The sequence below is a fragment of the Agarivorans litoreus genome (genome assembly GCF_019649015.1).
Lineage (GTDB): Bacteria > Pseudomonadota > Gammaproteobacteria > Enterobacterales > Celerinatantimonadaceae > Agarivorans > Agarivorans litoreus.
In genome coordinates this window covers 317,622-331,697 of record NZ_BLPI01000001.1, presented here as the reverse complement: position 1 = coordinate 331,697, position 14,076 = coordinate 317,622, and the positions used below count along the sequence as shown (strand labels likewise).

The 14,076-nt window shown below is 42.2% G+C and carries 13 protein-coding genes; 10 read left to right on the top strand and 3 right to left on the bottom strand.

Features of this window, described 5'->3' with window-relative positions:
• The first annotated feature begins 53 nt into the window (after positions 1–53).
• The 3 genes from malF (at position 54) to K5L93_RS01510 (ending at position 3,813) form a co-directional block, all read left to right on the top strand.
• A complete protein-coding gene (gene malF / locus K5L93_RS01520; protein WP_220718166.1) occupies positions 54–1,685 on the top strand; it encodes a maltose ABC transporter permease MalF in 1,632 nt (543 codons plus the stop codon).
• Between the two features lie 12 nt (positions 1,686–1,697).
• Positions 1,698–2,588 (top strand): maltose ABC transporter permease MalG, encoded by an 891-nt coding sequence (malG, locus tag K5L93_RS01515; RefSeq protein ID WP_016402572.1) that lies wholly within the window; start codon positions 1,698–1,700, stop codon positions 2,586–2,588.
• Positions 2,589–2,676: 88 nt separating this feature from the next.
• On the top strand, positions 2,677–3,813 hold the full coding sequence (locus K5L93_RS01510; RefSeq protein ID WP_220718165.1) for an ABC transporter ATP-binding protein: 1,137 nt from the start codon (positions 2,677–2,679) through the stop codon (positions 3,811–3,813).
• A 60-nt stretch (positions 3,814–3,873) separates the two neighbouring features.
• Here the strand turns inward: K5L93_RS01510 and K5L93_RS01505 are convergent, their stop codons facing one another.
• Positions 3,874–4,599 (bottom strand): PilZ domain-containing protein, encoded by a 726-nt coding sequence (locus K5L93_RS01505; protein WP_220718164.1) that lies wholly within the window; start codon positions 4,597–4,599, stop codon positions 3,874–3,876.
• Between the two features lie 116 nt (positions 4,600–4,715).
• Here K5L93_RS01505 and K5L93_RS01500 point away from each other — a divergent pair, with 116 nt between their 5' ends.
• The gene (locus tag K5L93_RS01500) at positions 4,716–5,588 is read left to right on the top strand and encodes a 6-carboxytetrahydropterin synthase (protein ID WP_220718163.1); all 873 of its coding nucleotides are present in this window, start codon (positions 4,716–4,718) and stop codon (positions 5,586–5,588) included.
• 40 nt (positions 5,589–5,628) lie between these two features.
• Here K5L93_RS01500 and K5L93_RS01495 read toward each other — a convergent pair whose 3' ends face one another.
• Entirely contained in the window at positions 5,629–7,665 is a 2,037-nt protein-coding gene (locus K5L93_RS01495) for a methyl-accepting chemotaxis protein (protein ID WP_220718162.1), read from the bottom strand.
• Positions 7,666–8,127: 462 nt separating this feature from the next.
• Here K5L93_RS01495 and K5L93_RS01490 point away from each other — a divergent pair, with 462 nt between their 5' ends.
• The 6 genes from K5L93_RS01490 (at position 8,128) to K5L93_RS01465 (ending at position 13,556) form a co-directional block, all read left to right on the top strand.
• The gene (locus tag K5L93_RS01490; RefSeq protein WP_220718161.1) at positions 8,128–9,438 is read left to right on the top strand and encodes a COG3014 family protein; all 1,311 of its coding nucleotides are present in this window, start codon (positions 8,128–8,130) and stop codon (positions 9,436–9,438) included.
• A gap of 13 nt (positions 9,439–9,451) precedes the next feature.
• Entirely contained in the window at positions 9,452–9,841 is a 390-nt protein-coding gene (locus tag K5L93_RS01485) for a YcfL family putative periplasmic lipoprotein (protein WP_220718160.1), read from the top strand.
• A gap of 14 nt (positions 9,842–9,855) precedes the next feature.
• A complete protein-coding gene (gene lpoB, locus K5L93_RS01480; RefSeq protein WP_220718159.1) occupies positions 9,856–10,446 on the top strand; it encodes a penicillin-binding protein activator LpoB in 591 nt (196 codons plus the stop codon).
• Between the two features lie 6 nt (positions 10,447–10,452).
• Positions 10,453–11,484: a beta-N-acetylhexosaminidase gene (gene nagZ / locus K5L93_RS01475; protein WP_220718158.1), complete on the top strand. Its 1,032-nt coding sequence runs from the start codon at positions 10,453–10,455 to the stop codon at positions 11,482–11,484.
• 44 nt (positions 11,485–11,528) lie between these two features.
• The gene (ycfP, locus tag K5L93_RS01470) at positions 11,529–12,077 is read left to right on the top strand and encodes an alpha/beta hydrolase YcfP (protein ID WP_220718157.1); all 549 of its coding nucleotides are present in this window, start codon (positions 11,529–11,531) and stop codon (positions 12,075–12,077) included.
• 183 nt (positions 12,078–12,260) lie between these two features.
• On the top strand, positions 12,261–13,556 hold the full coding sequence (locus K5L93_RS01465) for an NAD(P)/FAD-dependent oxidoreductase (protein WP_220718156.1): 1,296 nt from the start codon (positions 12,261–12,263) through the stop codon (positions 13,554–13,556).
• Positions 13,557–13,679: 123 nt separating this feature from the next.
• Here K5L93_RS01465 and K5L93_RS01460 read toward each other — a convergent pair whose 3' ends face one another.
• Positions 13,680–14,072 carry a DUF2919 family protein gene (locus tag K5L93_RS01460; protein WP_220718155.1) on the bottom strand — a complete coding sequence of 131 codons (393 nt, stop codon included), beginning with the start codon at positions 14,070–14,072 and terminating at the stop codon, positions 13,680–13,682.
• Positions 14,073–14,076: the final 4 nt, after the last annotated feature.

Here is a 14,076-nt window from a genome sequence, read left to right as displayed (position 1 = left end):
TGGTCTATCCTCCTCTTTATTAATTTCGGTCAAATACAAAGGTTGTACATAAGATGGGTCTTTCTGCGTCTCCAGGTTTTATGCAAGGCAAGTATGCTTGGCTAAAACTTCTGCTGATCACGGCGATTGTATTGCTTAACGGCTATGCAATTGTTTTGATGTATGCAGGTGGTGAATATGCATTTGCATTGCTCACCCTTGTTGTTGTTTCTACCGGTGTTTACGTTTTTTTAAGTAAAAAAATGTATGCGCACAGATATATTTTCCCCGGCATTGCGGGGATGGTTGTATTTATCATCTTCCCTCTGGCATACACCATTGGAATTGCCTTTACCAACTATAGTGGCACCAACTTGTTGTCGCTTGAGCGGGTAGAGCAGTTACATATCCAGAAAACTTATATGGCGAAGGGCGGTTCATTTGACTTTCAGCTGCATCAAGAATCTGAAGGTAAGTATGTTCTAGCACTGTCACAAGACGACAAGTTTTTTGTTACTCGTCCTGTTGAAGTAGTGTCAAACGCAGATGTTCGAGCGCGCAAATTAACGCTGCCAACTAAGCGAATTAAATTACAAGAAGTTGACGCTTTACCTACTAGTGAAAAAGCGCCAATTAAAGAAATTATCTCTCATCGTCAGTTCTTTAATAGCATCGTATTAGTTACACCTAATCAAGATGAACTGGTTATGAATGGTCTTCGCAAGTTCTCTGCGATGAAGCCGTTATATACACGCCTTGAAGATGGAGTAGTGCTAAAAGAAAGTGGTGCTATTTTACCCGGACCTTCTATTCTGCGTAACAACCAGACTGGCGAGCTTATGCTGCCAAACATGGAAACAGGTTACTACCAGTACATTGATGGTGATGGAGAGTTTGTTGGTAGCCGTTTAGCGCCTGGCTTTACTGTTGGCGTAGGTTGGAAAAACTTTGAACGTGTTGCTACCGATAAAGGAATTAAAGAACCGTTCATCGAAATCTTCATTTGGACAGTGATTTTTGCTGCGGCATCCGTGGCATTTACCTTAGCCATTGGTATGGTTTTAGCCTGTCTAATTCAATGGGAAGAGCTAAAAGGTCGCGCTATCTATCGCGTAGTGCTCATTCTCCCCTACGCGATTCCAGCCTTTATCTCAATCCTGGTATTTAAAGGTTTATTCAACCAAAACTTTGGTGAGATTAACGAAATCTTACATGGCTTATTTGGTATCAAACCAGACTGGTTTACTGATCCGGTAATGGCCAAGTCGATGATTTTGATCGTTAACACTTGGTTGGGTTACCCCTACATGATGATTTTATGTTTGGGGATGCTTAAGTCTATTCCAGAAGACTTATACGAAGCTTCTGCAATGGATGGAGCGGGACCAATTAACAACTTCTTCAACATTACTGTTCCGTTGTTAATGAAACCTTTAACACCATTATTGGTGGCTTCTTTTGCCTTTAACTTTAACAACTTTGTTTTGATTCAGTTATTGACCAACGGTGGTCCTGATATCATTGGTGCTTCGACACCTGCTGGTACAACCGACTTACTCGTAAGTTACACCTACCGAATAGCCTTCCAAGGTGACGGTGGTCAGGATTATGGTCTTGCAAGTGCCATTGCAACCCTAATTTTCTTAGTGGTTGGTGCACTAGCATTAATTAACTTGAAACTAACTAAAGCTGATAAAACGGCATAAGGAGAAGCTACTATGGCAATGGTTCAACCTAAATCATTGAAATATAGAAAACTAGCTACTCACGTAGTGCTATGTTTGTTTCTATGTTTAATTATTTTCCCATTATTAATGGTAATCACAATTTCATTCCGTACTGGTAACTTTGCGGTAGGTGAATTGATTCCATCTAACCCTACTTTAGATCACTGGCGCTTGGCCTTAGGGATTACAGTTGTAAACCCAGATGGTTCATTAACGCCGCCTCCATTCCCAGTACTAACTTGGTTATGGAACTCGATTAAAGTAGCGGGTATCTCAGCCTTACTAATCGTGGCTCTATCTACAACTAGTGCTTACGCGTTTGCTCGTATGCGCTTTAGAGGTAAAGCAACCATTCTTAACGGTATGTTGATTTTCCAAATGTTCCCATCTGTATTGGCCTTGGTAGCAATTTACGCCTTGTTCAACAAGATTGGTGAATACATTCCTTGGTTGGGTCTAAACACTCACGGCGGGTTAATTTTCGCTTACCTAGGTGGTATTGCACTTCACGTGTGGACCATTAAAGGGTACTTCGAAACCATTGACCCGGCATTAGAAGAGTCTGCTGCTATTGATGGCGCAACTCCTTGGCAAGCGTTTAGATTGGTATTGTTACCGCTTTCTGTTCCTATTTTGGCAGTAGTGTTCATTCTTGCATTCATTGGTGTAATTACCGAAGTACCAATGGCGTCTGTATTGATGCAAGATGTTGATAAGCTCACGCTCGCCGTAGGTGCTCAACAATATCTCTATCCGCAAAACTACTTGTGGGGCGATTTCGCCGCTGCAGCTGTATTGTCAGGATTCCCTATCACGCTAGTGTTCCTAATGGCTCAACGTTGGTTGGTCGGCGGGTTAACAGCTGGTGGTGTTAAAGGTTAAATTATTTGGGCGTAGCTACTTATTGTAGCTACGCAAAACAAGATTGATTGCGAGTAAAGCGAAGGCTTTATTCAGTTTGGAGCTAATAATGGCTGATGTAATTCTAAAAAATGTACGTAAAAACTACGATCCGGCAATTCACCAAGATACCTTGCGTGATATTAACCTAGATATTAAAGATGGCGAGTTTGTTGTATTTGTTGGTCCATCAGGTTGTGGTAAGTCAACGTTGCTACGTATGATTGCTGGCTTAGAAGATATTACTAGTGGTGAGCTTAACATTGGTAGTAAGTTCATGAATGACGTACCGCCAGTAGAACGTAACGTAGGTATGGTGTTCCAGTCTTACGCACTATACCCACACATGGATTTACGCGAAAATATGTCTTTCGGCCTTAAGTTGAAAAAGGTTGATAAAGATACGATTAAAACCCGAGTAGATAATGCTTCTGACATTCTAGGCCTAGATCCTCTTCTAGACCGTAAGCCAAAAGAGTTAAGTGGTGGTCAGCGTCAACGTGTTGCTATTGGTCGTTGTATTGTACAGCAACCAGGCGTATTCCTATTTGATGAGCCACTATCTAACCTTGATGCAGCACTTCGTGTGAAGATGCGTATCGAGATCGCTAAACTGCACAAAGAACTGCAATCAACTATCATCTACGTTACCCACGACCAAGTGGAAGCGATGACCTTAGCTGATAAGATTGTGGTGCTTAGCCCACTAGACCCTAATGCTGCCACTAACTTGGAGCAATACGGTTCTCCGTTAGAGCTTTACCATAACCCAGCTAATAAGTTTGTTGCTGGCTTTATTGGTTCGCCAAAAATGAACTTCATCGAAGGCGAAATCATAGAAACTGGTGAGCAAGAAAGTAAAGTTAAATTGGTAACTGGCGATGTTATCACTGCTGCGGTAGATACTAGCCGTGCAAGCGTAGGTGATTTAATTGAGCTTGGTTGCCGTCCAGAGCACTTGGTAGAAGATACCCATGCTCATGCAGAGAACTTCATTACAGGTACAGTAGTAGTTGCTGAACACCTAGGTTCAGAGTCTTACGTTTATATGGACGTTAAAGGCTTCGATTTTACCTTTAAAGCACGCAGTGAATTCCCAAGTAAAAATGGTGATGAACTACGTGTAGGCCTGCCAACTAAAGCTTGTTACTTGTTTGATAGTAATGGCATTGCGTTCCCGCGTACTGCCAAGTACAACAAAGACTAGAACTTGACCGTTAATTCAAAAGCGACCCTTGGGTCGCTTTTTTTGTACCTTGAATCGTGCTTATGCTTTTAAACCGGGAGTTTTGTTTTCTCGTTGCACAATTTCTAGAAGCGCACGTTCAATAAATCTTTGCTTAAGTTTGTCGTCGGCATCAAAGCTTAAGCCGTAATGCACTTTTTCTGGTGAGCGTTGTTCTAAATGCTGATTACAAATATTCACCGTTATCGCTAATGGCTCTTGGTCTTCTACTGTTAATTCTAGTGTAAATGCTTGTTTAGTTAACGGCAGAGGAATAGGACTAGACACAAAGCCACCACCATTTAGTGATAAATCCTTTAGTAAGCCATCGAAAGATTCTTGTTTATCAGCGCCACTGCGCATATTGCAAGACAAGGAAATAGGCAAGCGGCTGTGTTGGCGTAAACTGATTTTTTGCACGTTGCGTGGATAATCCAACACTACCCAGCGGCCAACACTACTCATTAGCTTAGAAATAGAGCCGCGATAGGCAAATATCGTAGCGTTTGGATCGCCTTCGTTTACAATACGCACAACAATTGACTGACCTTCTCGAATTAAATCTCTAGCTGCTTCCCAATTTTGGTCCATTCCGCGAGATAAAATCACACACATTCCCGGCTCAATACCAATTAAGCGACTTCTTAAGCGCAATGGCTTTGTGGGAGTGGGTATTTGTAAATGCACTTCGGTTTGACAAGGAAGGGCATTAAACTGCTTGAGAAGTTCCGGAGCTATAGGGTCCACATCAATATCTATCGTTTCCATGACATAGTTTAACCATATCATAGATCTACGCTGTTTGGATTAGAGAGCATTGAGGCGATGACTATTCTATGCACTTGCCGTTATAATGAGCCGCATTCGCGTTTATGAGCAGCATTATGAAATTATTTGTAAAAGATTTAACCGTAATCGACTCTACCTACCTTTGTCCTGATCGTGGTTTAGTGGGAGAGAGTTGGTTAGTAGACATAGAGTTAGGTGGTTCACTTAATGATATGGATATGCTGTTAGATTTTGGCCAAGTAAAAAAGCTGATTAAACGTTTAATCGATGAAAAGGTCGATCACAAACTGTTGGTGCCTATTCGCTCGCCTCTATGTAAGGTAAAAACCGGCGAAGGTTATACCCAATTGGACTTCATGCGACCGCATGGAAAGAGCATTCATTTACGTTGCCCTGATGAAGCGTATACCTTTATTGACTCGGTAGAGGTGAGTAACGAAGCCTTAACCGCGTACGTAAAAAATGTCGTTTTAGAGCAACTGCCGGCGAACATTCAAGATTTGGTTATTACCTTAAGACACGAATCTATCGATGGTCCTTATTATCACTATAGCCACGGATTGAAAAAGCACGATGGCAATTGTCAGCGTATCGCTCATGGGCATCGTTCCACTATAGAAATTCAGGTAGATGGGGAGTACGACATTGACTTAGCCACCAGTTGGGCGATGAAGTGGCGCAATATTTACCTTGGTAGCGAAAGTGATGAAATTAGCCAGCAAGACATTAGCTTTTACCAACAGCAAGCCTGGCAAAACCATTACGCGTTTGCCTATCAATCGCCGCAAGGTTATTTTGAACTAGTGCTACCCAAACAAGAAACAGACATTCTGCCCTGTGAGACTACTGTCGAGAATTTAGCTGCGTATATTGCATCTACCTTAGCAAGCGTGATGGAAGGACATAGTTTGAAAGTTATTGCTTACGAAGGGGTAGGAAAGGGAGCAATATCAGAGGTTTATCGCTAAAAAAGGCTCCTAAAGGAGCCTTTTTTAGTTGCAGTGAAACCTAAAGGGTAAAGCGTTTAACTAGTGAGTCTTGCTGTCCTGCTAATTCACCAAGCTCTTCACTTGTGCTTGTCACTATTTCAATGCTTTGGTAGTTCTCATCACTAATATCTGAGATACGGTTAAGGTTGTTGGATATCTCAGCGCCGGTGGCTTGCTGTTGTTCTGCCGCAGCAGCAATTTGGCTACTCATATCAGAGATTTGAGTAATAATGCCTTGGATTTCCTCCATTGCACCGTTAGCGTCAGAGCTTTGAGAAATACTGGCTTGCATTTCTGAAGAACACTCCGACATAACCGATACAGCGCGTTGAGCGCTTCTTTGGAGGTTTTCAATCATAGATTGAATTTCGGTTGTTGAATTGGTGGTTTTCTGTGCTAATACTCGCACTTCGTCAGCTACTACTGCAAATCCACGGCCTTGCTCGCCAGCACGAGCGGCTTCAATCGCAGCGTTTAAAGCCAATAAATTGGTTTGGTCGGCAATGCCTCTGATTACATCTAAGATTGAGCCAATACTGTTACTCATGCTGTCAACTTCACCAATAACTGAACTACTATGCTCTAGTTTTTCTGATAATTGGTGTGTAGTGGTGATGTTGTTGCTCATCACTTGTCGGCCAGAGTTTGCCGCTTCTTCAACTTCCATTACTTTTTCCAAAGTAATGTTAGCGCTCTTGGCCACTTCTCTTACCGATTGTTCCATTTCAGTCATGGCGGCAGCAACTGAAGCCGTTTCTTGTCGTTGATTATCTAACTCAATTTTTGCGGTATTGAGGGTAGTAGAGTTGCCTTTAGACACGTTAGATAGGCTTTCTGCTGCTTCGCTTATGTCATTTAACACGGAACGCATTTGCTCCATCATGCTGTTGGCTGAATCGGCTAGCTGTCCAAATTCGTTAGTACTTTGGTATTTCACTGTTTCTGTCATATCGCCCGCAGCTGCAGCTTTGAGCGTTTTGAGTAACAAATTAAGTGGCTGTTTGATAGAGCTTGCAACGTTCCAAGCAACTAATAGCGCTAGCGGAATCACTATAACCATTGCTGTAATTAGCTGTATGCGGCTAGCTTCTAGCATTTTATTCGCATTTTCTGAAGCATTGTCAACTTGCGCATTGGCGATGTCGTTAATGCTAGATAGCTGGCTAATCGCTTCGGTAATCTGCAGAGAGGTTTCACTCACACGTTTAGCAATTGCTTCACTATCTTGAGTCACTTTTAAGTGGGCCGCTAGTACACCGTCGGATTTAGTTGAATCCTTCACAAACTGATCAATTTGGTGGCCCATATCATTGCGTAATTCAGGTATTTCCTCCTCTAAGTCAGAAGTGGCACTTAAGAAGTTTTTGATTAGCTTGTTGTTGCGGTTAAGGATGACTGAAACCTTTTTGGATTGGCTAGTGTTTAAGCCTTCTAAGGTATTAAGCTCGATAACGGCCATAGCATTTAAGAAGCTCTCAGCCGCCCAACGAATGTAATCATCGTTCAATGCAGCTACTTTATCTGATAGGTTTTTCTTAAGTTGCGGTAGCATTACCGACAATTGGTTGGTGCTACGCTTAACCGATTGTAAGTCTTCCAAGTAATTAATGTTGTCATTCATTACCTGTTTAGCGACTTGGAAGTAGTTTTGATCTAGCGAGTTTAGGGCATCTAAACGAGATTCCAACTCAGCATTGCCTTCCGACATAGAGCGTAACGTGCCAAGTGAAGAAATAAATACTAACTCGCTTTGCTCAAAAGCCTCGCTGCTAGCTTTAATAGCATTAGATTCGCTAGAGGTTAGGGCATCTTTAAAGTACTTATCGGCGGTGAGCAAATCTACCGCAAACTGACTACTTTGTAGCACTAATGGTGTGGCTTCTTCTGTTACGGTATCAAGTTGCTGGTTGAAGCGACTGCCTGTTTGTAACGACAATACATTGGTAAGTACCATCATTAAAACTAGAAAGCCGAAACCAATGTTTACTCGATGAACAATAGAAATATTCTTAAAAAATTGGAGCGATGAGGCTACGTTCAGTGACTTTTTTTTCATAATTCCTCGACCAACCGTTCTTGTTAGCTATTTATAGTTTTTATATTATTTTATTTTGTTAAAAGTATGCCCTGTGTTGTCTATTCTTACTATGTAAGAGATCACAACTCTACTCGCGCAGGCCGCTTTTATACTGATATTAGCGGCTGATCCATCGAAGACTTTACCTTTTAAACTTTTATCTAAAGTCAATTGTACAAATTAAGTACAGCTAAGGTGCTTTTTTGCTAAATAACTCACAGCTAAGTTGGGTCTGAATAGCAAAATAGTTTATAACTAGGGTTCTTCATCACGTGAGTTTTACTTAGACAAATGGCCTTCAAACCTCGCATGTTTAAGTGCATGTTAGTAAACCGTCAGTTCGCTTACATTCTTTTGTTTAGAACACGAGCTTTTTTTGCTGCGTTTGTTTGCAGCATAGTATTACTTGGCTGCAGCAGCGCGGTTTTTAGTGATCTTTTTGTGAGCTACGATGAGCAATTACGAGCGAGTCGCTACCAACTTGGGTCTGGGAAGTTTGAACTTGCCTCAGATTTTTTGGCCGAAGGAAGCAAAGGGGATAACAACTACTACCTTAAGCAACTAGAAAAAGGCCGCATGAGCTACCTCGCTGGCGATTATGAACAAAGCCAAACACATTTTACTACCGTTGACGAACAACTTAAGTGGTTATCTCGGCAAGCGGAGTACCGTTTATCAACGGGTTTACAGAATGTTTCGGCCTTGGCGACCAACGACAACTTTATTGAGTACCATATTCCTGTTTATGAACAGGTTATGTTGCATCATTATCAGGCGATAAATTACTTGCATAGCAATGGCCTAGAGTCGGCATTGATTGAGGTGCGCCGTGCGGCAATGATTCAACAACAAGCTATGCAAGAAGCACCAATTAGCCTAGAAGAGCAATTACGGGATTACAAAGCACAATACGACGATTTAATGCAAGAATACCCGCGACTAAACTCCAACGATAAAACCGTGGATAATGCTTTTCAAAATGGTTTAACGTTTGCTCTATCAGCTGCATTGTACTTGGCGGCGGGGCAAGAGGATGATGCTTACATCGATTACCGAAAAGCCTTAGCACTGGCGCCTAATAATAGCTATTTACAAGCCGAAGTAGCCCGCCTTGGCAAGAAACTCTCGATGAGTGACTATAAAAAGTATACCCATGCAGAGGCTGTTCCCTTAAGTAAACAACAAGGGTTGCTGATTGTTCTCCATGAACAATCAATCGTTGCAGCTCGCCAAGAAGCCCGTTTTACTTTACCACTTTATAACCATAATCGCTGGCAAACCTACACGGTAGCGCTGCCCATTATGAGGGAAAATGCCCAAGTAAGCATTCCACAAAAGCTCACGGTTAATGGTGAACAGTTTGCTACCGAACGTTTAGTGCAGTTTGATGAATTAGCAGCTAAGCAGCTGCAGCAAGATTTACCAGGCATATTACTACGGCAAATCTTGCGAGTTATCACCAAAGACCAATTTAGGCGAGAAGTGAATAAAGACAGAGCTGATGACGAAGAAAATTGGGCAAATGCCTTAGTCAATATTTACAATGTTGCTTCAGAGCGCGCCGATACACGTAGTTGGCAAACCTTACCAGCTTTAGCACAGATTGCTGTTAAAGCTTTGCCTGTTGGTGAACATACTCTAGAATTTGAGGGGTTAATTGAACCATCCACAAGCATTACTTTAAGGCCTAGAAAAGTTACTTTGGTGTTAACCAGTGATTTGGGTGCTCCTGCTCAAGTATTTAATTTATGAAGAGGGTAAAGCTATGAAATATTTGCTGTTACTAAGTGTATTGTTGGTTGGGTGCACCACTGATACTTCAGGGATTGCAGCCGACTCAGGCAAACCTGATGGTAAACAATGGTTAATCGTAGATAACCTTAATCTAGGTCGTAAGCTCACCATTATTGATGCAGCAACTCACCAAGGTATGGATCGCCTGCGTGGTGTCGCCACGATACAATCTTTGTTCAAAGGCGACTTAAATTTACAGTATCGTTTTTATTGGTACGACAGTAACAATGTACAATTGAACAATGCAACAACAGCATGGACGCCGCTAAGCTTGCACGGCAAGCAACAAATTCAGGTGCAATCGGTGGCGTTAGTTCACAACGCCAACCATTTCAAAATTTATGTTAGAGAAGTTGAATAACAGAGAGATATCCCATGAAAAAACTTGTATTAGCAGCATCCGTACTGGCATTTACCTTGACTGGGTGTTCAACTCAGGTGAGCTATGGCGACCCTCAAGAAGTTGAAACTGTAGATGTTGCTTTTGGCTCGAGTGATTTGCAGAAGATTGCTGGCGAAATGACTGACTCCATGATCTCATCTCCTTTGTTAGCGGAAATCACCGCCAATAATCGCCCCATTGTGTTTGTTGAACGGATCAAAAATAAAACTACTGAACACATCGATACCGAATCGGTAACTGATTCCATCAGCACCAAGTTATTGCAATCGGGCAAATTTCGATTTGTTGATATGAGCCGCGTGAATGAAGTGCGAGAGCAGCTCGACTTTCAAAATGAGGTTGGTTTAGTTGACCCCTCAAAAGCGATTGCATTTGGTCAACAGGTCGGCGCTGAGTATATGCTTTATGGTAATCTAGCCAGTATTGTAAAAACCAACAAAAAGACTAAAGACGTTTATTACAAAATGACCATGCGCTTAATGGATCTCAAAACCGGTTTAGTTGAATGGGCTGATGAGACTGAAATCCGTAAGGCCGAAACTAAATCTACTTTTGGATGGTAGCCATAGATGGGGCCTCTTTTTTTAGATTTACTTGGTACTGAACTCAGCACAGAAGAACGCGAAATGCTTCAGCATCCTTTAGTTGCTGGGGTTATTTTGTTCAGCCGTAATTATCAAGACCGAGCTCAATTAATAGAGCTAGTAAGAACCATTAGAGCGTCTAGCAAACAGCGTTTACTGATTGCTGTTGACCATGAGGGTGGGCGTGTTCAACGTTTTAGAGAGCAGTTTTCTGCTATACCTGCGATGGGGAAAATTGCCAACACCGCCAATCAGCTAGGCTTGTCTGGCATTGAATGGTCAAAGCAATTAGGTTGGTTAATGGCGGTTGAGCTGCGAGCTTGCGACATTGATATCAGTTTTGCTCCCGTGTTAGATATTAATGGCGTGAGTGACGTAATTGGCCAGCGGGCATTTAGTGACAAGCCAGAACAAATTACTCAGCTTGCCAGCGCATTTGTCGATGGTATGTTGGTAGCAGGAATGAAAGCCACCGGTAAGCACTTTCCTGGTCATGGTAATGTAAAAGCCGATACACATCATTTAGAGGCGCGTGATAACCGCTCTTTTGCCGACATTCAACAGCAAGATATGCAAGTGTTTGCCTCGCTAATAGCCCAAAATAAGTTGGATGCGGTGATGCCTGCACATGTTATTTACTCACAAGTCGATGAAAAGCCGGCAGGTTTTTCTAAGATTTGGCTGCAGCAAATTCTACGCAAAAGTTTGGCGTTTAAAGGTCTAGTATTTAGTGATGATTTAAGCATGAAAGGTGCGGCAGTGGCGGGCGATCATGTGGCGCGCGCTAAACAGGCACTAAATGCTGGCTGTGATTTGTTGCTCGCCTGTAATGATCGAGAAGCAAGCATTAGTTTGCTAGATGGTCTAGAGCACACTGATGTGCCCGCCGGTGAGCGTTTAGTTGGCAAAGCATATCCACTTAGTTGGTCTGAGTTAGAAGCGCAAGCTCATTATAAAGAAATTGCCGCTCGCGCAGCGAAAATAGCGCAAATGAGTAGTGAAACAAACAGTTTATAAATACACTTGTTTTTAGTATGTGATTCTAAGGAAGGTAAAGCGAGATGATTATTTATCTACACGGCTTTGACTCAACAAGCCCGGGTAACCACGAAAAAGTGCTGCAGCTGCAATTTGTTGATCCTGATGTTCGACCTATTAGCTATAGTACCATTCACCCAAGGCATGACATGAGTCATCTTCTTAAAGAAGTACACAAGCAACTTATGTTAAGTGCCGAAGAAGAAGTAGTGATTTGTGGAGTGGGTTTAGGGGGCTACTGGAGCGAGCGAATTGGCTTTTTATGTGGTATTCCCTCGGTGATTTTCAACCCTAATTTACACCCAGAAGTAAATATGCAAGGACGCATCGAGCGGCCAGAAGAGTATATTGATATTGCTTCGAAGTGTGTTACTGAGTTTCGGACCAAGAACAAAGGCAACTGCACAGTGGTGTTGTCGGAAAACGATGAAGTATTGGATAATAAAATTTCAGAACAAGAGCTAAAAGAATACTATCAAGTGGTGTGGGATAAAGAGCAAAGTCATAAATTTAAAGACATTAGTCATCACTTACAGTTAATTAAGTCTTTAAAACGTTTACCAAGTCTTTAGAAGCTTATATTTTTCTCAAAAGAGGGGGCTAATCCCTCTTTTTTATTGCGCTCTTTTTGTGATCTCAGTCAAGTTACGTATAATGAGCGCTGCTTCATCAGCAGTTGAAGGCACACAACATAAATAAAAAGCCTTTTTGGTAAAGCAAAAACACTTCAAGTTGTTACAAGGAAACAATCAAGCATGACTAGAATCGTTGTAGTTGGTGGTGGTGCCGGTGGCTTAGAGCTAGCGACACGTTTAGGGCGTAAACTGGGTAAAAAGGGTCAAGCAAGTGTAGTGCTGGTGGATAAAAACCGCACCCACCTTTGGAAACCCCTGTTGCACGAAGTAGCCACCGGTTCATTAGATGCTGGCATTGATGCGCTTAGTTATCGCTCTCATGCAGCTAATCATGGTTTTGAGTTTCAACTAGGTGAAGTTGACGACATAAACCGTGAAGATCAGTTAGTGACCCTAAAGCCAATGGTAGAGGAAGGTAAAGAAGTTCTGCCGTCTCGCCAACTTAACTACGACTACTTAATAATGGCGATTGGTTCGGTTTCCAATGACTTTAATACTAAAGGCGTTAAAGACAATTGTATTTTCCTCGATAACCCAAGCCGCGCTGATTTATTCCATCGTCGCATGCTTAATCGTTTTTTACAGTATTCACAAAATGATGAAGCGCAAAAAGGTGAAAAAGTCCGAGTTGCTATTGTAGGCGCAGGTGCTACTGGCGTAGAACTTTCAGCTGAGCTGCATAACGCTTTAGACCAGCTTCGAGCTTACGGTGTACCTAATTTAAGTCACTCTAGTTTGGCGGTTACTTTGGTTGAGGCTGGGGAAAAAATCTTACCCGCTTTACCAGTACGTATTTCTAGTTCTGCGCATTCTGAGTTACAAAAAATGGGTGTTGATGTTCGCACTAAAACCATGGTGACAGAAGCCACACCTGAGGGGTTAACCACTAAAGATGGTGAGTTAATTAAAGCCGATATCATGGTATGGGCTGCTGGCATTAAGTGTCCAGAGTTCATGAAGGACTTAGGTGGATTAGAAACTAACCGCATTAATCAGTTAGTGGTTAGGCCTACTCTGCAAACCTCTCGCGATAGCAACGTTTATGCAATTGGTGATTGTGCCAGTTGCGCTATGGGCGAAGATGGCTTTGTACCTCCTCGTGCTCAATCGGCCCATCAAATGGCAACATTGGTGTTTAAAAATATTGTGCGTCAAATAGAAGAAAAGCCACTGTTAGAGTTTGAGTATAAAGATCACGGTTCACTAGTATCCCTCAGCCGCTATTCAACCGTTGGTTCGTTAATGGGGAACTTGATGCAGGGCTCTATGATGATTGAAGGGCGCATCGCACGGATAATGTATATTTCCTTATATCGCATGCACCAAATCGCCTTACATGGTTACATGAAAACAGGCTTGATGATGTTAGTTGGGCGCATAAACCAAGTATTAAGGCCTAAGCTTAAGTTGCACTAAGCGAGTAGGATTGATGATTAAAATAAAAAAGCAGCCTCTGGGCTGCTTAATTAGATGGTACCTTTACTCTAAAGGTACAAAGTCAGGCTCTTGGTTTTATTAACTGGGCTTTTTTAACGTGATTTAATGCGAAGGGTGTTTTTCTAAAGCGGATTTGAACACAATAAAGCTCAACATTAAGCTTATCCATAAAGTGATGGCATTAAGTGTTTCAAAGCGCCAGTAGTTTAAATTAATAGAGTGGATCTGAATGGCTATGTCGCTGAATAATAGAACTAAAATGCCCCAAAGCTGACTCCTAATGGAGAGCTTTTGCCATAGTTTCGGAAAGATCAATCGAGTGAGCGGCAGAGCACCCATAGCCAAGCCAACGTAAAACCAAAAATGGTCGGGGTAGAGTAGACCCAGTATTTTGTCGCCGGTTTGTCGAGAGCTGGCGGCAATGGCCAGCAATAACCAGGTTCTGCTTAACAGCGCACAAGCAAATAGCACGCTGGGTTGATTAGCAAGTAACACAAAT

Bases quoted from the DNA above. Each gene is read 5' to 3' on its own strand.
- malF (WP_220718166.1), top strand. From the start codon at position 54: ATGGGTCTTTCTGCGTCTCCAGGTTTTATGCAAGGCAAGTATGCTTGG.
- malG (WP_016402572.1), top strand. From the start codon at position 1,698: ATGGCAATGGTTCAACCTAAATCATTGAAATATAGAAAACTAGCTACT.
- K5L93_RS01510 (WP_220718165.1), top strand. From the start codon at position 2,677: ATGGCTGATGTAATTCTAAAAAATGTACGTAAAAACTACGATCCGGCA.
- K5L93_RS01505 (WP_220718164.1), bottom strand. From the start codon at position 4,599: ATGGAAACGATAGATATTGATGTGGACCCTATAGCTCCGGAACTTCTC.
- K5L93_RS01500 (WP_220718163.1), top strand. From the start codon at position 4,716: ATGAAATTATTTGTAAAAGATTTAACCGTAATCGACTCTACCTACCTT.
- K5L93_RS01495 (WP_220718162.1), bottom strand. From the start codon at position 7,665: ATGAAAAAAAAGTCACTGAACGTAGCCTCATCGCTCCAATTTTTTAAG.
- K5L93_RS01485 (WP_220718160.1), top strand. From the start codon at position 9,452: ATGAAATATTTGCTGTTACTAAGTGTATTGTTGGTTGGGTGCACCACT.
- lpoB (WP_220718159.1), top strand. From the start codon at position 9,856: ATGAAAAAACTTGTATTAGCAGCATCCGTACTGGCATTTACCTTGACT.
- nagZ (WP_220718158.1), top strand. From the start codon at position 10,453: ATGGGGCCTCTTTTTTTAGATTTACTTGGTACTGAACTCAGCACAGAA.
- ycfP (WP_220718157.1), top strand. From the start codon at position 11,529: ATGATTATTTATCTACACGGCTTTGACTCAACAAGCCCGGGTAACCAC.
- K5L93_RS01465 (WP_220718156.1), top strand. From the start codon at position 12,261: ATGACTAGAATCGTTGTAGTTGGTGGTGGTGCCGGTGGCTTAGAGCTA.